At 73.8% G+C, this 20,935-nt stretch carries 18 protein-coding genes; 6 read left to right on the plus strand and 12 right to left on the minus strand.

What is annotated here, in order from left to right:
• Positions 1 to 21: 21 nt before the first annotated feature.
• Positions 22 to 1,230 (plus strand): 3-deoxy-7-phosphoheptulonate synthase, encoded by a 1,209-nt coding sequence (locus tag ACFVYX_RS13080; RefSeq protein WP_389681404.1) that lies wholly within the window; start codon positions 22 to 24, stop codon positions 1,228 to 1,230.
• A 222-nt stretch (positions 1,231 to 1,452) separates the two neighbouring features.
• On the opposite strand, the gene ACFVYX_RS13085 is transcribed toward ACFVYX_RS13080, so the two are convergent.
• The 11 genes from ACFVYX_RS13085 to ACFVYX_RS13135 form a co-directional block, all read right to left on the minus strand.
• A complete protein-coding gene (locus tag ACFVYX_RS13085) occupies positions 1,453 to 2,682 on the minus strand; it encodes an amidohydrolase (protein WP_389681405.1) in 1,230 nt (409 codons plus the stop codon).
• 38 nt (positions 2,683 to 2,720) lie between these two features.
• Positions 2,721 to 3,875 (minus strand): hypothetical protein, encoded by a 1,155-nt coding sequence (locus tag ACFVYX_RS13090; RefSeq protein ID WP_389681406.1) that lies wholly within the window; start codon positions 3,873 to 3,875, stop codon positions 2,721 to 2,723.
• Positions 3,876 to 3,897: 22 nt separating this feature from the next.
• A complete protein-coding gene (gene ribA / locus ACFVYX_RS13095; protein WP_389681407.1) occupies positions 3,898 to 4,533 on the minus strand; it encodes a GTP cyclohydrolase II in 636 nt (211 codons plus the stop codon).
• A gap of 83 nt (positions 4,534 to 4,616) precedes the next feature.
• The gene (locus ACFVYX_RS13100) at positions 4,617 to 5,888 is read right to left on the minus strand and encodes an ATP-grasp domain-containing protein (RefSeq protein ID WP_389681408.1); all 1,272 of its coding nucleotides are present in this window, start codon (positions 5,886 to 5,888) and stop codon (positions 4,617 to 4,619) included.
• A complete protein-coding gene (locus ACFVYX_RS13105; protein ID WP_389681409.1) occupies positions 5,885 to 7,183 on the minus strand; it encodes an MFS transporter in 1,299 nt (432 codons plus the stop codon). The genes ACFVYX_RS13100 and ACFVYX_RS13105 overlap by 4 nt, the downstream gene beginning before the upstream one ends.
• Positions 7,180 to 7,914: a serine O-acetyltransferase gene (locus ACFVYX_RS13110; protein ID WP_389681410.1), complete on the minus strand. Its 735-nt coding sequence runs from the start codon at positions 7,912 to 7,914 to the stop codon at positions 7,180 to 7,182. The genes ACFVYX_RS13105 and ACFVYX_RS13110 overlap by 4 nt, the downstream gene beginning before the upstream one ends.
• On the minus strand, positions 7,911 to 11,528 hold the full coding sequence (locus ACFVYX_RS13115; RefSeq protein ID WP_389681411.1) for an ATP-grasp domain-containing protein: 3,618 nt from the start codon (positions 11,526 to 11,528) through the stop codon (positions 7,911 to 7,913). Before ACFVYX_RS13115 ends, ACFVYX_RS13110 begins: the two co-directional genes overlap by 4 nt.
• An 18-nt stretch (positions 11,529 to 11,546) precedes the next feature.
• Entirely contained in the window at positions 11,547 to 12,566 is a 1,020-nt protein-coding gene (locus tag ACFVYX_RS13120; RefSeq protein WP_389681412.1) for a pyridoxal-phosphate dependent enzyme, read from the minus strand.
• Positions 12,563 to 13,357, minus strand: coding sequence for a hypothetical protein (locus ACFVYX_RS13125; RefSeq protein ID WP_389681413.1), 795 nt, complete (start codon positions 13,355 to 13,357; stop codon positions 12,563 to 12,565). The genes ACFVYX_RS13120 and ACFVYX_RS13125 overlap by 4 nt, the downstream gene beginning before the upstream one ends.
• On the minus strand, positions 13,354 to 14,433 hold the full coding sequence (gene gntD, locus ACFVYX_RS13130; RefSeq protein WP_389681414.1) for a guanitoxin biosynthesis L-enduracididine beta-hydroxylase GntD: 1,080 nt from the start codon (positions 14,431 to 14,433) through the stop codon (positions 13,354 to 13,356). Before gntD ends, ACFVYX_RS13125 begins: the two co-directional genes overlap by 4 nt.
• A gap of 319 nt (positions 14,434 to 14,752) precedes the next feature.
• The gene (locus tag ACFVYX_RS13135; protein WP_389681415.1) at positions 14,753 to 15,133 is read right to left on the minus strand and encodes an ACT domain-containing protein; all 381 of its coding nucleotides are present in this window, start codon (positions 15,131 to 15,133) and stop codon (positions 14,753 to 14,755) included.
• Between the two features lie 105 nt (positions 15,134 to 15,238).
• On the opposite strand from ACFVYX_RS13135, the gene ACFVYX_RS13140 reads away from it, so the two are divergent.
• The 5 genes from ACFVYX_RS13140 (at position 15,239) to ACFVYX_RS13160 (ending at position 20,122) form a co-directional block, all read left to right on the plus strand.
• Positions 15,239 to 15,922, plus strand: coding sequence for a RibD family protein (locus ACFVYX_RS13140; RefSeq protein WP_389681416.1), 684 nt, complete (start codon positions 15,239 to 15,241; stop codon positions 15,920 to 15,922).
• Positions 15,919 to 16,392, plus strand: coding sequence for a dCMP deaminase (locus ACFVYX_RS13145; protein ID WP_389681417.1), 474 nt, complete (start codon positions 15,919 to 15,921; stop codon positions 16,390 to 16,392). The genes ACFVYX_RS13140 and ACFVYX_RS13145 overlap by 4 nt, the downstream gene beginning before the upstream one ends.
• A gap of 9 nt (positions 16,393 to 16,401) precedes the next feature.
• Complete coding sequence (locus tag ACFVYX_RS13150; RefSeq protein WP_389681418.1) at positions 16,402 to 17,520, plus strand: M20 family metallopeptidase; 1,119 nt, start codon at positions 16,402 to 16,404, stop codon at positions 17,518 to 17,520.
• A gap of 119 nt (positions 17,521 to 17,639) precedes the next feature.
• On the plus strand, positions 17,640 to 18,845 hold the full coding sequence (locus ACFVYX_RS13155; protein ID WP_389681419.1) for a hypothetical protein: 1,206 nt from the start codon (positions 17,640 to 17,642) through the stop codon (positions 18,843 to 18,845).
• Between the two features lie 2 nt (positions 18,846 to 18,847).
• Entirely contained in the window at positions 18,848 to 20,122 is a 1,275-nt protein-coding gene (locus tag ACFVYX_RS13160) for an ATP-grasp domain-containing protein (RefSeq protein WP_389681420.1), read from the plus strand.
• 143 nt (positions 20,123 to 20,265) lie between these two features.
• On the opposite strand, the gene ACFVYX_RS13165 is transcribed toward ACFVYX_RS13160, so the two are convergent.
• Positions 20,266 to 20,832, minus strand: a complete 567-nt coding sequence (locus ACFVYX_RS13165) for a nitroreductase family protein (RefSeq protein ID WP_389681421.1) — start codon at positions 20,830 to 20,832, stop codon at positions 20,266 to 20,268.
• Positions 20,833 to 20,935 lie beyond the last annotated feature (103 nt).

Raw genomic sequence — 20,935 nt, forward strand, 5'->3', positions numbered from 1 at the left:
CTTCACGGAAAGACCACTGTCATGACACCCCCTACGCTCGCTCCGCCGCGGCCCGCCGCCCAGCAGCCCGACTGGCCGGACCGCACGGCCCTGCGGGCCGCCGCCACCGCGCTGTCCCACCGCGCCCCGCTCGTCCGGCCCGAGGAGTGCGACCGGCTCCGCGGCCTGCTCGCCGGGGCGGCCGCGGGCCACGGGTTCCTCGTCCAGGGCGGCGACTGCGCCGAGACCTTCGCGGACACGGCGCCCGGCCCCGTACGCGCCAAGACGGCGCTGCTCGCCGAGACCGCCGCGCTGATCGAGTCTGCCCTGCGCCTCCCGGTGACCGTCATCGGCCGCATGGCGGGCCAGTTCGCCAAGCCACGCTCCCGGCCGACGGAGCTGGTGGACGGCGTGTCCCTGCCCGTCTACCGGGGCGACATGGTCAACGGGTCCGAGCCGACGCCCGTTTCACGGCGGCCCGACCCGGCGCGGCTGCTCCGCGCGTACGACCACGCCCGCGAGGCCGTCCTGACGGCGCGCGAGGGGTCCGGCCGGGAGGTCTTCACCAGCCACGAGGCACTGATCCTGGAGTACGAGGACGCCCTCGCCCGCCGGGACGCGGCGAGCGGGGCCACCTACGGTCTGTCGGGCCACTACCTGTGGCTCGGCGAGCGGACGAGGCAGTACGAGGGCGCCCACGTGGAGTTCGCGGCGGGCGTCGCCAACCCGGTCGGCGTCAAGCTGGGGCCGACCGCCGAACCGGACGACGTGCTCGCGCTCGCCGCCAGGATCGACCCCGACCGCGTCCCCGGCCGCCTCAGCTTCATCACCCGCATGGGCAGCGACAAGGTCCGTGACCTGATGCCGGTCCTGGTGGAGAAGGCCCGGGCCGAGGGCGTCGAGGCCCTGTGGGTCTGCGATCCGATGCACGGCAACACGTACACCGCCGCCAACGGCCTCAAGACGCGCCGCTACGACGACGTGCTCGACGAGGTACGGGGCTTCTTCGAGGTCCACCGGGAGCTGGGCACCTGGCCGGGCGGGCTCCACCTCGAGTTCAGCCCGGACGCCGTGACCGAGTGCGTGGGCGGCCCGGGACCCGCCACCGAGGCGGATCTGACCGAGCGCTACACGAGCACGTGCGACCCCCGCCTCAACCGGGCCCAGACGCTGGCCCTCGCCGGGGCGGTGGCCGAACTGTTCACCGGGTTCCCCGCCGGGCCGGCGGACGGGGGGCTTCGGACCGCCTGAGTGACCCCGCGGTCCGCATGACCCGGCGGTCCGCATGACCCGGCGGTCCGCATGACCCGGCGGCCTTCGTGCCGGACGGCGTGTTCCCCGTACGGAACACCTGTCCGGCGCGAAGGCCGCTTTCCGCGTCGGGCGGCCCTCCCGGCGCCGGACCGGGCGCCGGGAGGGCGGCACCCCGCGGGGCGGGCCGGGGCGCCGGGAGGGCGGCGCCCCAGCCGGCCGTCAGAGGGCGAGGGGGAGGCCCGCCTTGACGACGTGGCGGCGCGGGGCGTGCTCGACGACCGCGTGGGCCGCCGAGGCCCCGTCGACGACGGTGAAGTCGGCCGGAGCGCCCACGCGGAGCCCGTACTCCTCCAGGCCGAGCGCCGCCGCCGCGCCCTCGGTCGCCGTCCACAGGGCGAGCTCGATCTCCTCCTCGCTCTTGAATCCGCTGCGGACCGCGAGCTGGCCGACGCGTACGAGCATGTCGGCGGAGCCGTACGGGCTCCACAGGTCCCTGATGCCGTCGGTGCCGAGGCCCATGGGCACACCGGCGGCCCGCATGACGGCGGGCGAGGGAATCGGGTCGCTGAAGCCCGCGCAGGTGAAGAGCGCCATTCCCGCGCCCGCCAGGAGGTCCGCGATGCGCTCCTGCTGCGGCCGGGGTTCCTCGCCGATGGCGAAGGCGTGGCTGATCGCGACCCTCCCCTGGAGGGACAGCGCCTTGGTCCGCTCCGCGATGAGACCCACCTGCCACAGGCCGAGGGTGCCGCCGTCGTGGAGGTGGATGTCGACCTTCGCCCCGTGCTTCTCCGCCAGCCCGAAGACCACGTCGAGATGGGCCACCGGGTCGCCGTCGACCCCGGCGGGGTCGAGGCCGCCGATCGTCTGCACGCCCATCCGCAGGGCGGCCTCCATGAGTTCGACGGTGTCGCCCTCCACGAGGAGGCCGCTCTGGGGGAACGCCACCTGTTCGACGGTGAGGGAGCCGGCGACCCGCTCCGCCGCCGCCATGACGGCCTCCACACCGGACAGACCGATGTCCGGGTCGACATCCGTGTGCGTACGCACGTGCGTGGTGCCCGCCGCCGCCATGTCGGCGAGGAGGCCGGCCATCCGGCCCTCGTGGGGAATGCCCAGCTCCGCGCGCCGCCGGCGGCCGTTGCCGATCATGCCGTGCAGTTCGGTGCCCGCCGTGTTGGGGACCCAGGGGCCGCCCCAGATCGTCTTGTCGATGTGGCAGTGGGCGTTGATCAGGCCCGGCAGGACGATCCTGTCCCCGGCGTCGATCTCCCGGGCTCCGCTCTCCCCGGCTCCGCTCTCGCCGGTCGCGGGCGGCGTCGTCCCGGGGCCGGCGCCGGGAATCCGGTCCCCGGGCGTGAGGATGCCCGCGATCCGGCCGTCGCGGACGACGACGTCCTCGGTCCCGGTCCGTCCCCACAGTCGACCGGACCGGAGTACAAGGTCGTTCACACGCTTCTCCTCTTCGCTCGTTCCCGTACCTGGGCTGCTCAGACTTCGGGCAGCAGCGTCAAGCCGTGCTCCGCGGCGTGCAGGAGCACGGCGTCACCGGTGGACCGGTACGCGCGCAGACAGGCCTCCGTGAGCTTGATGGCGTGCTCGTCGCCGTTGGCGACGGCCCGGTCGATCAGGTCGTCCTCCGCCGGCGGGGCGCCCTGCGGCAGCGGCTCCGTCACGGCGTCCGGCGCGTGTACGGCGTACAGCCCGGCGGCCAGCCGCCACAGCGCGTCGTACGTGTCCCGCCGCGCGGCGGGCGGAAGCAGCGGCAGCACCGATCCGGCCGCGACGGGCGCGGTCACCGCGTGGACGAAGGCGGTCGGCCAGCGGCGGCCCCGGGTCAGGAACACCCCGGCGAAGGTGGTGGCGAGCTCCGCCATCGCCGCGCCGGCGTCCCCGGGCGACCGCAGGGCCGACACGGCCGCCGGGAACCCGTCGATGCCGGCCACCGTGTCGAGGCGGTCGCGGATCAGGCCCGGGTGCACGCCTCCCGGATGGAGGGGCAGCCCCTCGATCGCCCGCGCGAGGGGCAGTCGCCCGGCGCCGGTCGGACCGCCGGGGAGCGGGGCGTAGCGCGCCGCCCAGTAGGCGAGGGCGGTGGCGAACTCGGCGCGGCGCTCCTCGGTGTCGCCCGCGGCCAGACCGCGGACGGCGTGCGAGGTGCGGATCACCCCGTGGGTGGCACCCGCGGCCACGCCCGGCAGGAGCCGGGGCCACCACCGGTGCAGGGCGGGGCGCCAGCCGTCCCGCGCGATCTCGCCGGCGAAGAACGCCTGCCAGTCGGTGACCCGGCGCAGGTCGCCCAGGGCCGTGTGCCACCGGGTGGCGGGAATCGGCTCCAGCGGTCCGGGGGCCTCGTCGAGCTGCGGGAGGTAGCCGGTGATCCAGTCCTCGACGAGCGCGGGCCGCCGCAGGGCGATCAGCGCCTCCGCCACCATGGGGGCGTGGTTGGTGAGGGTTCCCCCGTACTCGGGGCCCGCGTCCCGCAGCCGGCCGAGGTTCTCGTCGAGCACGTCGGCGCACCGGCCGAGGTTCTCGTCCCGTACATCGGCGCACCGGCCGAGGTTCTCGTCCCGTACATCGGCGCACCGGCCGAGGTTCTCGTCCCGTACGTCGGCGTCCGCCGCGAGCATGCTGTGCACAGTCATCGCCGTTCCGTCCCGCGCCGTACTAGGAGACGGCGAGGTTGTGGCCGCCGAGCGAGGCCTTGGCCCACAGGTAGCGCTCGTTGTCGGGGTTGGAGTGCACGCGCGTGGGCACCACGTCGACGACCTCGATGCCGTACTCCCGCAGCTGGCGCACCTTCTCCGGGTTGTTGGTGAGCAGCCGGATCCGCTCCAGGCCGAGCGCCTTCAGCATCTGGGCGGCCACGGCGTACTGGCGCTCGTCGTCCCCGCGGCCCAGCATCCGGTTGGCGGAGAAGGTGTCGACGTTCGTGTCCTGGAGGATGTACGCGTCGAGCTTGTTGTAGAGGCCGATGCCGCGGCCCTCCTGGCGCAGGTAGAGGATGGCGCCGCCGTTCTCGGCGACGGCGTCCAGGCCCTCGTCGAGCTGCGGGCCGCAGTCGCAGCGCTTCGAGCCGAACACGTCGCCCGTCAGGCACTCGCTGTGGATGCGGACCAGCGGGATCCGGCCGGTCTCCGTCGGGACCTCGACGGCGACGTGCTCGCCGCTGTCCGCGAGTCCTCCGAAGCTGATCAGGTCGGCCCGGACGGGACGGCCCCGGTCCATGCCGATCGGGACGCGGGCGCGGATGGCGGCCGGCGCGAGGGCGGTGGTGGTGGCGTAGCCGTCGAGGACGCTCATGGGAAATCTCTCTTCCGAATGTCGGTGTTGGTGAGGGGTGAAGAAAGTGAAGGGGGCGGGCGGAGGAGTGATCTGACTGTTCGTCAGATCAGCTCGGTGCCCGTCCGGTTGTGCAGCAGCGAGCGGAAGGCGATGCCGGCCACGGCCTCCCGCGCCCGTTCCGCCGCCTCCTCGGGTGTCGCCCCGTGGGCACGCGCCATCGCCAGGCGGCTGTCGGAGGACGGGACGGGATCGAGCGGGTCACCCGCGCCGAAGAAGAGCCGGACGTCGTCGACCTGGGGAAGACCGCGGGCCTCCTCCGCTCCGGAGACCGATTCCACGACACCGTGGGCGACCGCCGTCGCGTACCGGATCGCCGCGTACCGCGGGGTCCGCTCACCGGCCTCGGCCAGCTCCGCCCGCAGTTCGTCGAGGAGCCCGGTCGCGCCCAGGGCCTGACGGGCCGTGTACCGGAACAGGTCGACGCCGAGGGCCTCGCGCACCAGCTGCGGGATGTCGTCCCCGGCCAGCCTCAGATGGGTCTCGATCAGCCGGGGCCCGTGAGGGGTGAGGACGACCTCGGTGTGCGTGGGGCCGAACCCGATCTCCAGGGCCGTCAGCACGTCGGCCACATGGGCCGTGATCGCCTCGCGGTCGGCGTCGGAGAGCGGGGCGGGCGCGACATGGCCCAGCTCCACGAAGTTCTCCGGGTCGGAGAACTTCCGGGTCACGCAGACGATCTCGTGCCGGCCGCCCTCCGAGAAGGCCTCCACGCTGAACTGCGGTCCCTGGTGGAAGGACTCGACCAGGACGCCTCCGGCGGAGAACGGCCCGGGAGCGGAGACCGCGGCGTGGGCCGCGGCGACCTCGTCGGGTCCGTCGACCCTGCGCACCCGCGCGCTGCCGGCGCCCGAGACGGGCTTGACGATGCACGGGTAGCCGTGGTCGCCGGCGAACGCGGCGATGTCGGCGGCGCAGGTCACGAGCCGGGACGGCGTGGTGTCCACGCCCCGGCGGGCCAGCTCCTCGCGCATCGCCCGCTTGTCGTGGACGTGCTTCACCGTCCGCTCCGAGTGCGCCGGCACTCCCAGGGCCGCCGCGACCGCCGCGGCCCGGTCCTGCTCCCACTCGCCGAACGCGACGACCCGGGTGAAGGGGTCGCGGCGGTGCACCGCCCGCGCGTGCTCGATCCACTCCTCGACGGGGGCGTCCGGGCCGAGGGCGATCACCCGCCGGTGCCGGTCCAGGGACCTCAGGCGGCCCACCAGGCCGATGCCGCACAGGGCCGTCAGGCGGACGTCGGCGGAGAGTTCCCGGAGGACGTCGGGGAACTCCCGGCTGCCTCCGACACACAGCAGATGCGGATGCCCGGTCATGCGTGGGCTCCTTTCGCTTCGGACGGTGAGGTACGGGGCACCTGAGCGCCCCGGGCGAGACGGCGGAACCCGAGGGCCGCCGCGCCGAAGAGACCGGCGAGCAGCAGCCACCCCGCGGGCCCCAGGGGGAGGACCACGCGGTAGGCCAGGGTCGGCCCGATGACGCTCTGGACGCCGGAGCCCGTGTTGAACGCCCCCATGTACTCGCCGCGCCGCTCCTGCGGGCTGAGGTCGAAGACCGTCTGCCAGGCGGCGACCATCTGCAGGTTCTCGCCCACGGTCAGCAGGACGACCGCGAGGACGCAGAGCAGCACCTGGAGTGCCGCGCCGGTGAGCCCGTCGGCGGCGGCGCAGACGAAACACGCCGCGGCGAGCAGTCCGCCGGCCGCCGGCAGGGCCCGCGCCGAGGTGGCCGGCGACCATCGCATGCGGCCGAGAACCAGCTGGATCACCACCGTCAGGCCCGTGTACAGGGCGGTCAGCATGCCGGGAAGAGCCGGGGAGAGCCCCAGTTCCGTGACGAGCCACAGGGGCATCAGGACCAGCAGGACCGTCTCGTACAGCGACAGCAGGCCGTTGGCGAAACAGAGGCCGAGGAACCGGGTGTCCCTGAGGACGGACCGTCCGGGGGCCGGGCCGCGCTCCACCGGAGCGGCGACGGGGCTCCCGTCCCCGGCGGCCCGCGCCTTCCCGCCGACGAGCAGGACGGTACACGCGAGGACGAGGAACGACACCCCGTTGACCATGAGCAGGACGACGACGAGGGAGCGCGAGCCGCTCGCCAGGGCGAGGCCGGCGATCACCGCGCCGACGCCGAACGCCGCGCTGCGCACCGCGCGGACCCGGGTCATCAGCCGGACGCGCGCGTCCTCCGCGAAGACCTGGCCGAGCAGCGACTGCTGGAGCGGGAACGTCGTCGTCTCCAGTGCCATCAGCCAGAGGGTGAAGGCGAAGAAGGCCGGGTACGAGGTCGCGCCCGCATACAGCAGCACGCCCACGCCCCGCAGCACCAGAGCGGCGACGTACACCCGCACCAGGCCGTACCGGTCGGCGAGCCTGCCCACCGGGACGGGGGTGAGGATGCCGAGGACCGCTCCCGCGGACATGGCGAGCGTGACGGCCCCGGGGGCGAGGCCGACCATCGTGACGAAGTACAGCATGGCCGCGCCGGCGCTCAGGCCGCTGCCGAGGGCGTCGATGCCCGTGCCGAGGAGCAGCTGTCCCGCCCGGGTCCGGTCCGCCCGCCCGGCGGGCCCCCGGTCGCGGACGGGGGCCGCCGCGACGCCGAGCGTCACTGGACCGCTCCCTCGCGGCCGGCGGCCGTGACGGACGGCCGCCGTACGGGCGGCACGTCCTCGACCACCACGCGGTGGGCCGCGATGTGCGCGTCGTCCGCGACCCGGATCGGGCCGAGCACGGAGGCGCCGACGCCAATCAGCACCCGGTCGCCGATGTGGGGGTGGCGCCGCTGGCCGGCCCTGCCGTCCCGCCACCAGCCGCGCGAGCCGAGCGTCACCTGGTGGTAGATCGTCACGTCGTCGCCGACCACCGCGGTCTCGCCGATGACGACGGCGAATCCGTGGTCGATGAAGACGCGGCGGCCCAGGCGGGCGCCGGCGTGGATCTCCATCCCCGAGGACTTGCGGCACGCGTGGGTGAGGAGCCCCGCCAGGAGGCGGTGACCCCGGGAGTGCAGCCGGTGGGCCACGCGGTGGAGCGCGAGCCCCCGCCACGGGGCGTGCAGCAGGGCTTCCGCGATGCTCAGCCGGGACGGGTCCCGGTCGAGGACCGTACGGAGGTCTTCGACGATCAGCCGGACGAGGGAAGGCCGCCGGGCGGGGGGCGCGGTGGGCGCGGGGGTGGGCGCCGTGGGGGTGGTGGCCGCCGTGCACGCGGGGTTCGCGGGCGCGGCGGTGGGCGCCGTGGGCGCGGGTGGCGTCGGGGTGGGCGCCGTGGGCGTGGTGGCCGCCGAGCACCCGGGGTTCACGGGCGCGGGGGGCGTCGGCTTCCCCGTCGTGGGCCTCACCGGGGGTCCACCACGATCGTGATGTCCCGCTCGGCGGACTCGACGAGCCGGGCGACCTTGTCCGCGGAGTCGTCGGCGAACACATGCGTCGACAGACCGGTGCCCGCGAAGCCGGAGAGGGCGAAGGTGTCGCCGACCCGCGCGGTGATCCGGCGGGCGAGCGCCGCGCCGCCGACGGCGGAGTCGTCGTACGCGCGCAGGACCCCGGAGGGGGCGTAGTGCACGGTCCACCCGGCGTGCCCGGCGACCGGGTCGCCGGCCAGCCGGCGCACGTCCTCCCCCGCGTCGATGAGGAGCTTCGCGTGGTCCAGGTCGATGCCCCGGGTGGCGCGGAAGGCCTCCAGGACCCCGCCGCCGCCGGGGCGCGCCGCCACCTCGCAGAAGGTGAGGGCAGAGCCGTCCCAGAACGCCTCCAGGTGGAGGACCGCCGCTTCGACGCCCCAGCCGCGCACGACCGCGCCGAGGAGTTCACCGGCCGCCGCGCGCAGCGCCCCGTCCTCCGCGGTCACCGAGGACAGCGGGGCGCCACGGGTGTGCGAGAGCGTGTCCTGCCGGTACGCGGAGACGTCCCAGCGGAGGAAGTCGCCCTGGACGACCGCGTCGATGTGGCACATCGCCCCGTCGACGTACTCCTCCACGAGGTGGACCCCCGGCACGAACTCCGTGCGCAGCCAGGCCTCGACCGCGGGCGCCGTGCGCAGCACGGAGACCCCGCGCGAACCGGCGCTGGAGCGCGGCTTGACCACGACGGCCCCGTACCGGTCGAAGGCGGTCCGCAGCGTGTCGGCGGAGTGCAGCACATGGCCCCTGGCGTGCCGGATGCCGGCCGCGGCGGCGCGCTGCTTCATCAGCGCCTTGTCCCGGAAGGAGCGGACGTACGCGGTCGGGTCGCCCGGTGTCCCGAAGCGGTGGCGCAGCCGCGCCGCGGGCTCCAGGAGCCGCTCGGAGAGGCACACCACCCGGTCGACCGGCGCGACGGCGTGGGCCGTGTCGGCGAGCCGGGTCAGCAGGGCGTCGTCGAAGACGTCGGCGGTCATGGCCAGTTCGGCCGGCGCGACGCTCCCCGTCGCGGGACCGCCGAGGAGGGTGAGCCGGTACCGGTCGGCCGGGAAGAGCGGCTCGCCGTCGTCTCCGAGGAGCGACGCGGGCAGCGTCCGGTCGACGAGCAGGACGTGGGTGCGGCCGGTGGGCTCGTGGGCGAGGCCGAGTGCGGCCGTGACCCGGTCGGCGACCGCCGCGCAGGCCTCCGTGCCCGTCGCGGTCACGGTGAACAGCAGCCGGCCGGTGCCGGGGGCCGGGTCCACGGCGGCGGAGCACACCTCGGGGAAGGCGTACGCCGTCTCCAGGGCGGCCGGCGCGTTGGTCCACGCGTGGCCGGCCGGGGCGGTCAGCACCCGCAGCCGGGTGTGCCCGGGGCGGCGCGCCGGGAGCCCCTGCTCTCCGCCGGCGGCCGCGCGGACCAGCACGGTGATGGCGTCCCGGTCGTACCCGGCGCCGAACAGCGCCCGCAGTTCCTCGGTGAGCCCCCAGCGCAGGACCGGCTCGGCCGCGATGCCGTCGCCGTCGGCGGGGAACCAGGACTGCACCACGCCGTCGGCGCAGCCGGCGGCGTACGCGCCCGCGGCGGTGAGGAGCCGCTGCCGCTCCGCCTCGGGGAGGGCCGAGGGGAAGGTCCAGTCGGTCGTCCCCGTGGTGGCCTGCTCGGTGACGTCGGCGATGCCGAGGTGCCGGACGTCGTCACCGGTGACGAAGGACAGCACCACGTGTCCCGCGGCGTAGGGGGGTCGGCCCGCGGGGACGGCCGCCAGGGAGTCCGTGCCCGTGCCCGTGCCGGTGAACTCGGCGCGCAGGGCCTCCGCGTGCCGGGCGAGTCCGGGGGTCAGGGCCAGGACGGCGGTGACCGGTTCCGCGCGGTGGATCTCCCGCGCGAGGTCGGGGGTCTCGTCGACGTGCGCGGCCTGACGCCACCGGCCCAGGTACTGGCGCTCCCAGCGTGCGCGGTAGGGGGCGGCGTTCCCCGCCGGGCCGGTCCAGACGACGCTCACGCGGCCGGTGGCCACGCCTGCGGCGGCCAGCGCGCGGGCGGACAGGAGCTCGTTGCCGTCGCCGTCGAGGAGCAGGAGCAGATGTCCGCCGGGGCGGTCGGCGGAGCCGGCGTCACCGGGCGAGGAGGGCACGGGTACGGCTCCGGGCACGGCCGCCGGGGCGGGCGCGGCCCCGGACGCGGGGGCGACGCCGGACGCGGACACGCCCCCGGACGCGGGCGCGATGCCGGACGCGTGCACGGCCGCAGACGCGGACGCGACCCCGGACGCGGGGGCGACGCCGGACGCGGACACGCCCCCGGACGCGGGTACGGCGACCGGCGCGGGTACGGCGGCCGCCGCAGGCACCGCGTCCGGCGTGAGAGTGATGCCGTTCAGGATGGCGGCCGCCGCCGTCTCGGCGGTCTCGCAGGCCTCGGCCGCGTTCTCGCCCGATGCCACGAGGTAGCCGATGCGGTCCCAGTTGTTGCGCAGGAGCGACACCTGCGAGCCGGGCGTCGCGGACAGCTCGTACCACTCCGTCCCCGGCGGCAGCTCGGCCGGCGCCTCGACGGAGGCCACGGTGCCGGCGGTCTCGCTCCAGAGGTGGCGCAGGGCGACGGTGCGCAGCGGCGCGAGCACCTCCTTCAGGCGCTCGCCCGTGGCCAGGGCCACCAGGTCGAAGAAGACGGACCGGTCGAGGGCGCGGCTGATCAGGTGCGTCACCACGTGCCCGGCCATCCGGCCGTTGATCTCGATGAGTTCGGGGCCGGTCGGGGTGATGACCAGCTCCATGTGGACGGCGCTGTTGCGGATGCCCACGGCCCGTACCGCGTCCAGAGCGAACTCCCCCGCCCTGCCCCGTCCTTCGAAGACGGCGGGGAAGTGGCGTCCCATCTCCGCGGTGACGCCGGGCGGCTGGGCGCGCTGCTCGGTGAAGCCGAGCAGCATCGGCTCGCCCTCCTGCACCATGATCTCGGCGCTCACGTGCCGGCCGAACGCGTACTCCTCGACGACGGCCTTCGGGCAGGGCGTGTCCGGCGCGTCGAAGAGCAGCGCGAGGCCGGCCCGTGCCTGGTCCTCCGTCCAGGCGATGGACACGCCGACCGAGTAACCGCCGAACGCGGGCTTGATCACCACGGGCAGGCCGATGTCGCGGACCGCGGCCATGCCCTCCTCCCCGTCGCGCACGCCGCGCCACCGCAGGGAGCCGATGCCGTGCTCGGCCAGCCGGGCGCGGACGGCGTCCTTGTCGGCGAGGAGCCGGGTGGCGTCGAGGCTGTCGTGGGGCAGTCCCCAGGTGCGGGCCAGTTCGCTGGCCACCGGCAGGTAGTCCTCGACGCGGCAGATCACGCCGTCCGGGGGGACGGGTCCGATCGCTCCTTCGAGCCGCTCGGCGAGGTCCCAGGCCTCCGCGAGGCCGGGCACCTCGACGACACGGGTCGCGTACTCGACGTTCTCGTACCCCAGGTCGCCCCGGAAGAAGTCCATGGTGTCGGCGACGAAGGTGACTTCGACTCCGGACTCCGCCAGCGACTTGACGATGTCGAAGCCGCGTACGGACGTGGTCTCGATCAGGATGATGTGCATGAGGGGTTCTCTCTTCGGTCACGCGCGACGGGAGCGGGCGAGGTCCCAGTCCTCGGGGGAGCCGGCGTCGGGGAAGACGGTGAGCACGACGGCGTCGGAGGGGAGTTCCTCCGCGACGGAGCGGGCGGCCAGCCAGTTGGCGGCGCCGGAGCTGCCGACCCGCAGTCCGGTCAGGTCGTGCAGGGCGACCATGGCGTCGAGCGCTTCGTCGCGTGACACCCGGCGGTGTTCGACCGCCGTGTCGTGGCGGCGTACGAACGGCTGGTGCAGGCCGTTGCCGAGGCCGGTGGCCCCGGTGTACTTGGGCAGTCCGTTGGGCGGGAGCGGGCTTCCGTACGGGAGTTCCGCCGGGGTGACGCCCACGGTCCGCAGCCCTGGGGCCACCTCGATCAGCCGGGACCGTACGCCGGTGAGCGTGCCGCCGGAGCCGATCGACGCCACCCACGCGGCCGGCCGTACGCCGCCGAGCTGGTCGACGAGTTCGGCGCCCGTGGTGGCCGCGTGGAACGCCGGGTTGACCTCGTTGCGGTGCTGGTAGAGCAGGGTCCACCCGGGCTCGGCCGCGGCCAGGGCCAGGGCCTCCTCGATCACGCCGAGGAAGCCGCGTTCCTTGTCGACCAGGGCGTAGTCGAAGCCGTCTTCGGTCAGCCGGCCGAGGAGGCTCGGCGGGGTGACCGACGGGACCACGAACTTCATGTGGATCCCGAGCAGCGCGCCGAGGTGTGCCAGGGCGCGGGCGAGGTTGCCGCCCGAGTACTCCAGGAGGCGCAGCTCGGAGAGGTCCCGCTCGCCGTGCCGCTCGAGGGCGGAGCAGATCAGGGCGTAGGCGACCCGGTCCTTGACCGAGCCGACGGGGTTCTCCCACTCGCACTTCGCCAGGATCCGGGCGCCACCGGGCGGGCCGGGGACCTCGCGCAGCGACGTGCCGCCGAGCTGTCGCGCGAACGCCGCGAGGCGCGGGTGGGCCCGGTGCAGCGCCGGGAAGTCGGGCAGGCGTACGGGGCCGGCGGAGAGCTCCGCCTCCAGGGGCTGGATCATGCGTAGTGCGCCGCCTCGTGCGAGGCCACGGCCTGGGCCTCGCGCCACAGGTCGGGGAAGTGGAGGCGTACGGCGAACTTGTCCAGGAGGTCCACCGGGCGGCCCGACATCCCGGTGGGGCGGTCGGCGTCCTCGTGGCGTTCCCGGAAGGCGGGGTGTCCGCCGACACGCGACCACACGAGCCGCTGGTGCACCTGCTGCCAGTCGAGCAGCGCGTCGTCGAGCTGCATGAGCGCCCCGGCGACGGCGGCGAGTCCGGACACCTCGCCGTCCCGGGGGGCCGCCTCGGACGGCCCGGTGCCGAACAGGTCGGGGAGCGCGGCGCCCTGGCGGTGCACGGCGTCGGAGAAGCGGAGCCACACGTGGCGGCAGACCCGGTGCAGGTTGCGCGCGCCCGGGGAGTCGGTGCCGCTGTCGTTGCCGGGCAGCCTGCCCCGGATCTGGAGGAAGTCGGCCTGCGTGATCAGGTCCCGCAGGTGGTCGATGTGGTCGGAGGCCAGCCGCTGCAGCCGTACGGCACGCTCCAGGAGCCGGGTCGCCTCGCCGTACGTGCCGCCGTCGAGTTCCCGGGCCGCCCGGTTGATCTCGAAGTGCATGTTGTACCAGCACAGTTCGGTCATCACGTGCAGCGACTGGAAGAGCAGGAAGTCGGGGTGCGGCAGCTCGTCCAGGGGACGCATGGCCGGCAGCACCTTGGTGAAGCCGACCACCTCGTCGTAGCCGGTGGGGCCGCCGACCACGTAGGCCGGTCCGGGGGCGGCCGTCACGGGCCGCTCCTGTACGTCGGTCATACGAGGGCCCGCCCGTTCTCCCCGAAGCGCCGTCCGGCCGCGCGGCGGAGGTCCGCGATCACGTTGATGCGGCGCAGCCAGCGGTCCGTACCGTCGTAGCGGGCGGCGAAGGGCCGGCGTCCGTGGACCGCGCGCTTGTTGTCGACGATGAGGAGCTCGCCGGGGGCGAGGGCGACGTCGCGGAGGTTGGCGTCGATCTCCTTGGTCACCGAGTCGAGCGCCGTCACGGCCTCGCCCTGGAGCTCGCCCGGCATGAAGGCGGGGTCGATGCGGATGAAGGGGGACTCCGGGTCGCCCGAGAGCACGGCCGTCCGGCGCGGCTGCTCGTTCATCTCGGTGATCCTGCGGAAGGCCTCCTCCTGCTTGCCGTCGCCGCCGACGCCCGTGGTGGCGCTGTTGAAGGCCGCGGTGTGCGACTCGTCGGGGAGGATGACGAAGTCCTCGTCGAAGAGCCGGGCACGGACGTGCTCGTCGAGGACGACGTCGTCCACCGCGGCGAAGGTCGTGGGGACCCTGTCGTGGTTGCGCAGGCCGAGCAGCATGATCCAGTCGGCGCGCAGCGGGTGGAAGGCGTCCTCGTTGTGCCATTCGAGGTTGACCGTGGAGCTGGAGCCGAGCTGCTGCTCCTCGTGTCCCTTGATCGGGAAGAGGTCGAGGACCATGCGGCCGCGCTGCTGGCTCAGGTACGAGACGGGGTCACCGAGCAGGGATCCCAGGATGAGCAGCAGGGCCGCGGCGCGCCGGGCCTCCGGGCTCGTCACCTCGTCGGTGTAGGAGGTCGGGGTCGGGCCTGCCAGCGCTTCGTCGACGGGCAGGTGGGAGAGGACGAGGCCACCGCCGCCGCCCGTCAGGCGGAAGTTCACCAGGGTGGCCCGTACGCGCTCGGGGACGTCGTGGGCGACGACGGCGAGCTGGTCGAGGCGCTCCTCCAGCGGGACGTCGGGCGCGGCCGCGAGGACGTCGTCCGCCAGGGTCCGCAGGGCCTGGCTCTCCTCCTCGGTCAGTTCGAGGAAAGGAACTCCGTCCGCCGGTCGCAGCGGCAGTTCTTCGCCCATTCGGGGGGCAATGGCTTGCATCACTTCATTCCATTCATTGCAATCCGTCACGGCTCTCGGCGAAACACCGAGGAACCCGATTCAGGGTGTTCTCCGGGCCGCCGGCATTGCTTTCGCGGAGGCTTTGGATTCACTCGGTCCGTGCGATGCGGCACGACACGGACCGCGCCTCACCCATATTCCGGCACACGGTCGGCGAGTCGTGAGCGAAACCGTGTGCAGGTGTCTGCGTTGCAGGATCACGAACCAAGAGCGAAGCAATACAAAAGCGGACACACGCACCGAAAGAAAAGCGCTGCGGCCCACCTCGTCCGAGGTGGGCCGCAGCGCGTGAGCCGGGTCAGAGGTCGATGCGGTGCCCTCGTGCCCGCAGGACGTCGGCGGCGTCCCGCACCCGGTCGCGGGGCACCAGGATCAGGTCGGCGTTGTACGTGGAGGCCACGAAGACCGGGACACCGCCCTCGGCCAGGGGCGACAGGAGCAGGGCGAGCATGCCGGGCACGTCGAGGCCGTGCGCGGTGTCGCCGCTGTAGAGGGCGACCCAGACGTCACCGTCCTCGACGGTGTCTCCGGCGCGCCACTCCCGGACGACGGTCAGGCCTTCGGGGGCACGGACCAGAGAAATCCAGGGACCGGCGAGAGAATTCGCCTCGTCCTCGGCGTGTTCGACAACAAAAGAACCATTGAGTACCCGCAGATGCTGGGGAGTCGCAGTAATCATGAGTGCATCGTAGGGACATTCGGCTGTACATTGACAACCCCCATCGAACAATCGGAGTCGAAGCCGGTGCGCCGAAGCGCCCGGCTGACATGAACGGACCCATTCATGGGCAGTCGCCCCCATGTGCTTCTCAGCGTCGCCGTATCCCTCGACGGATACATAGACGACGCCTCACCCGAACGCCTGCTGCTCTCCAACACCGCCGACTTCGCGCGGGTGGACCGGCTGCGCGCCGACGCGGACGCCGTCCTCGTCGGCAGCGGGACCCTGTCCGCCGACAACCCCCGGCTGCTCGTGAACGACCCCGCGCTGCGCGCCGGACGCCGGGAGTCCGGCCGGCCCGAGCATCCGCTGAAGGTGACCCTCACGTCCCGGCGCCGGCTCGACCCGGACCTGCGGTTCTGGCACACGGGCGGGCGGAAGGTCGTGTACACCACCGACGCCGCACGGCCGGAGCTGAGCCGGACGCTGCGGGACCGCGCGGACGTCGTCGGGACCGGACCCGCGGTCGAGCTCGGACCGCTCCTCGACGACCTGGGCGCACGGGGTGTCCGGCGGCTCATGGTGGAGGGCGGCGGCACCGTCCACACCCGCTTCCTCGCCGAAGGCCTCGCGGACGAGGTCCACATGGCCGTCGCCCCGCTCCTCGTCGGCCACCGGTCGGCGCCCCGCTTCCTCAACCCGGCCGAGTTCCCCGGCGGCCCCGGCCGCCGGCTGCGCCTCCTCGGCACCACCACGCTCGGGGACGTCGTCGTCCTCCGCTACGCCGCCAAGGAGTCGGCCCGATGACCTCTTCCGCTTCCCGCTCCCCGTACACCGAGGCCGATGTCCACTGGCTGCGCCGTGCCGTCGACCTCGCGTACGCGTGCCCGCCGTCGGCCACCGCCTTCTCCGTCGGTGCCGTGATCGTCGACGCCGACGGCCGGGAGCTGGCCTCCGGTCACAGCCGGCAGCTCGCACCCGACCTCCACGCCGAGGAGTGCGCGCTCGCCGGAGTGCCCGATACGGCCACGCCGGCCGGCGCCACCCTCTACAGCTCCCTCGAACCCTGCTCCCGCCGAAGCTCCCGGCCCACCCCCTGCAGCGAGCTCGTCATCGCCTCCGGCATCCGACGGGTCGTCATCGCCTGGCGCGAGCCGGACGTGTTCGTGGCGGACTGCCAGGGGGTGCGGCTGATGGCCGGAGCGGGCGTGGACGTGATCGAGATCCCCGCCCTTGCCGAGTCCGCCCGGGCGGCCAACGCCCATCTTCGCTTCTGAGAGGCCTCCGTGAAGACAACACCCCGCACCGCCCCCCGTACGCCCGACGCCGTGGACACCGACGCCCTGATCGAGGACCTCAGGACCCTGGTCGAAGTCGAGTCGCCGTCACGGGACCTGGATGCCCTGACGGCGTCGGCCAAGGCCGTCGCCGGTGTCATCGAGAGCCGTCTCGGCGGTCAGGCCGTCCTCGTCGAGAGCCCGTCAGGACCCCATGTCCGCTGGTCCGGCGGCGGCACCCCCAGGGTGCTGCTGCTCGGGCACCATGACACGGTGTTCCCGCTCGGGACCCTCGCGCGCCGCCCGTTCAGGGTCGAGGACGGGCGCGCCACCGGCCCCGGGGTCTTCGACATGCTGGGCGGCATCGTGCAGGCCGTGCACGGCGTGGCACTGCTCGACGACCCCTCGGGCGTCGAGATCCTGGTGACCTGCGACGAGGAGGTCGGGTCGCCCTCCTCCCGGGCGCTCATCGAGGAACGGGCTCTGGCCTGCGGGGCCGTGCTCGTCCTTGAGGGCGCGGCCGAGGACGGAGCCCTGAAGACGGGCCGCAAGGGCTGCGGCACGTTCGAGGTCACCGTCAAGGGTGTCGCGTCCCACGCCGGACTCGAACCCGAAGAGGGCGTCAACGCCCTGGTCGAGGCCGCCTACCAGGTACTGGACATCGTGGCGCTCGGACGGCCCGAGGCCGGCACGTCCGTCACCCCGACCGTCTCGTGGGCGGGGACCGTGGAGAACGTCGTGCCCGCCGGGGCGAGCGTCGTCGTCGACGTCCGGGTCGTGACGGCGGCAGAGAAGGATCGCGTCGAGGCGGCGTTCGCGGCTCTGAGGCCGCACCTCGACGGGGCGGAGCTCTCGGTGCGGGGCGGCATCGGCCGGCCTCCGATGCCCGAGTCCGCGTCGGCGGATCTCTTCGCGCTGGCGAGGACGCTCCTGCCAGGCCTCGAAGGCAAGGCCGTCGGCGGAGGCAGCGACGGCAACTTCACGGCCGCCCTCGGGGTGCCGACCCTCGACGGTCTGGGAGCGGTGGGCGGCGGCGCGCACGCCGACCACGAGTACCTGATCGTCGGGGCCATGGCCGAGCGGGCGCACCTCGTCGCCGGCCTCATCGACGCGGTCCGCGCCTCGTAATCGACGCACGGTCCGCGCCTCGTGATCGACGCGGTCCGCGCCTCGTAACCGGGAAGACGCCCGCCCGCCCATCCCGCCATCTCCCTGTCCCGGCCTCGCCGGGTGAAAGGTGACCAGCCTTGAACGTCCTGTTCGTCCACGTCAAGAACAACCTGCTGCCGGACCACGTCCGCACCGCCCCGGAGATCGGCCACCTCACGGTCATCACCGAGCCCGGCCACACACAGCGGTACGGCCCCGAGGTCGACGTCCGTCTCGTCGAGAGCGTCGAGAACCCCGAACTGCTGCGCCTCGAAGTCCTGAAGCTGCTCCGGGAGCGCCGTATCGACCGGATCTTCGCCCCGTTCGAACGGGGCCAGGCGCAGGCCGGACACGTCCGCGCGTACTTCGGCATCCCCGGCACCGGCCCCGAGGTCGCCCACGCCTTCTCCAGCAAGTACGCGATGAAGCAGCAGATGCTGAGGGCCGGGCTGCCGGTCGCGGGCTTCCGGCTCGCCGCGGGCCTCGACCAGGTGGCCGAGGCCGCTGCCGAGCTCGGCTGGCCGGTCGTCGCCAAGCCCATGGTCGGCGGCGGGTCCATGGACGTCTGCGTCTTCCCCTCCGCCGAGCGGTTCGAGGCGTTCTCCGCCTCGCCCGAAGCCGACCCGATCCGGGCGCTGGACTGCCCGCTGATCGTCGAGGAGTTCGTCGACATCGCCGCCGAGTACCACTGCGACGGTGTGGTGAAGGACGGAGAGGTCGTCTTCGCCGCCTCCTCCCGCTACCTGGCACCGGTCCTGGGCCGCGGCACGGTGTTCGGCTCGATGACACTCCCGGCCGGCGACCCGGTACGCGCGCGCATGGAGGAGTTGCACGCCCGCGCGGTCGCCGCCCTCGGACTCGTCGACGGCGTCACGCACATGGAGTTCCTCGACACCGCCGGCGGCCTCGTCGTCGGCGAGATCGCCTGCCGTGCCGCGGGCGGGGGCATCCCCCACGCCCTGGCTCTGCACAGCGGTGTCGACGTGTGGCGGGCGAGTCTCCAGCTCGCGCTCGGTCTCGACCCGAAGGTGGACCCCGTACCCGAGCGGGGCGTCACCGCGCACTGCTACCTGCCGCTCCGGCCCGGCCGGATCGTCGCCATGTCGGGGGCCGACGACCTGCGCGCCCTGCCGTCCGTCATCGACGTGAAGATACTCAGCCAGGTCGGTGACGTCGTGCCCGAGCGCCTCAGCTCCGGCGCCGCGAGTGCCCTGGTCTTCCTGCGGGCGGACTCCGCCGAGGAGGCCGAGGCGGCGGTGGCCCGCGTGTACGAGACCTTCCGCATCGAGATCGAGGCCGTGTGACCATGAACTACCTGATCCTGAACCGCAGTCCGCTCGCCACCCGGCCCTACCGCGAGTGGATCGGCGAGGGCCACCGGCTCGTCCTCCTCACGGACCCCGCCCGCGCGCTGAGCGCCGACGGCACCGTCCGGGCGGAGCAGCTCGCCTCCTTCGACGAGACGGTCGCGCTCGCCGACTTCCACGACAGCGTCGCGGTGGAGCGCGAAGCACTGCGGCTGCACGCCGAGTTCGGCTTCGACGAGATCATCGCGATGTCCGAGTTCGATCTGCTGCGCGCCGCCCGGCTGCGGGACCTGCTCGGGCTGCGTGGCCAGACGGAGGAGAGCGCCACGGCCTTCCGCGACAAGCTGGTGATGAAGGACCTGCTCGCGGCTGCGGGCGTCCCCCTGGCGCCGTACGCGGCGGTGCCGGACGCCACCTCGCTGGTCCGCTTCACCCGCGAACACGGCTTCCCCGTCGTGGTAAAGCCACGCCGCGGCGGCGGCTCCATGGGCGTCGAAGTCCTCCACGACGAGAACCAACTCTGGGACTACGCCACCCGATTCCCCGGCCTCGGCACAGACGACCCCTCCCCGCTCCTCGTCGAAAGCCACGTCGAACACGAGCTCTTCCACATCGACGGCCTCATCGTCGACGGAAAGATCCAGCTCATGTGGCCGTCCTCCCAGGGCACCACCACCTGCCTCGGCATGCTCGAAGGCCAGATGCTCCACAGCACCATGCTCGACGCCGACGACCCCCGCCTCGACGACCTGCGCACACTCACCACCACCGCCCTCAACACCCTCCCCACACCCCCCACCACCATCTTCCACGCCGAAATCTTCGGCACCCCCGACGGACTCCTCTTCAACGAGATCGCCTGCCGCATGGCCGGCGGCCGCATCGAGGAACAGATCCGCCTCGGCTTCGGCGTCCACCTCCCCGAGCTGTACGTCCGAGCCCTCACCGGCGGCCCACTCCCCCGCATTCCCACCGAACCCGCCAGAATCGGCGGACTCGCCCTCTTCCCACCCCGCCCCGGCCTCCTCCACTCCGTCCCCGGCGAATGCCGCATCCCCGGTGTCACCGACGTCAGGGTGTCGGCGTCCGCCGGCACCCTGCTGGGTCCGGCGCACACGAGCGTGGAGAACTTCGCCTCGGCTCTGGTGGTGGGCGGGACGCGGGCGGAGGCGGTACGGACGATCGAGGAGCTGAGGGCCTGGATCGAGTCGGAGACCGTCATCGAGCCCCTGCCGGAGCCGGCCACCGCGCCGCACGGGGACTCCGGGCGGTGACGTTGCGGCCGATCGGCCCCGGGCGCCCCTGACGCGGCCGTCCGGGGTCCCGGCCGGGGCGCCCACGGCGAAGGGCCCCTTCCGCTCACGAGCGGAAGGGGCCCTTTCGTCCATGCCTCAGACCGATGGCTCAGACCGATGCCTCAGACCCCGGCGGGTGCGTGCCGGGAGGTGAAGGTGGTGACGTGGTCGGCGAGATCGCCGATCCGCCGCCGCGCCGGGGCTTCCGGGCCGCCGGGCGTACCGATGTCCAGGGACCCGAGGAGCCGCTCCTCCGGTGCCAGACCGAGGAGCTCGTACGCGGCGGGGCTCTCGCACAGCCGGCCGGTACGCCAGATGCTGCCGTACCCGCGCGCGTGGAGCAGCAGCATCAGCCCGTACGCCACGGAGCTGGCGGCGGCCATCTGCTCCCACTCGGGAACCTTGTGTCCGACGGCGGGACGGAACACGAGCGCCGCCATCAGCGGTGCCCGCAGGGTCTTTCCCGCGACCCGGTCCCGCTGCTCCGGCGGCACCTCGCTCGCCAGGCTCGCGCCGAGCGCCTCCCGGTCCTCCCCGCGCAGCAGGATCCAGCGCCACGGACGGATGTTCCCGTGGTCGGGCGCCGCCGCCGCGCCGCCGAGGAGGTAGGCGAACTCGGCGTCACCCGGGGCCGGTTCCCGCAGCACGTGCCGGCTGCGACGGGTCAGGACAGCGGTCATGACGTCCATGGTCAGACTCCTTGAATGATCGGTGTCATGGGGGCCCGGGCCGCCGGCGCCCCTCGCGCACGGCGGTACCCCCGGGCGGGAGGTCCAAGGGGGGCGGACGGGC

The organism is Streptomyces sp. NPDC058326, from assembly GCF_042879855.1.
Lineage (GTDB): Bacteria > Actinomycetota > Actinomycetes > Streptomycetales > Streptomycetaceae > Streptomyces.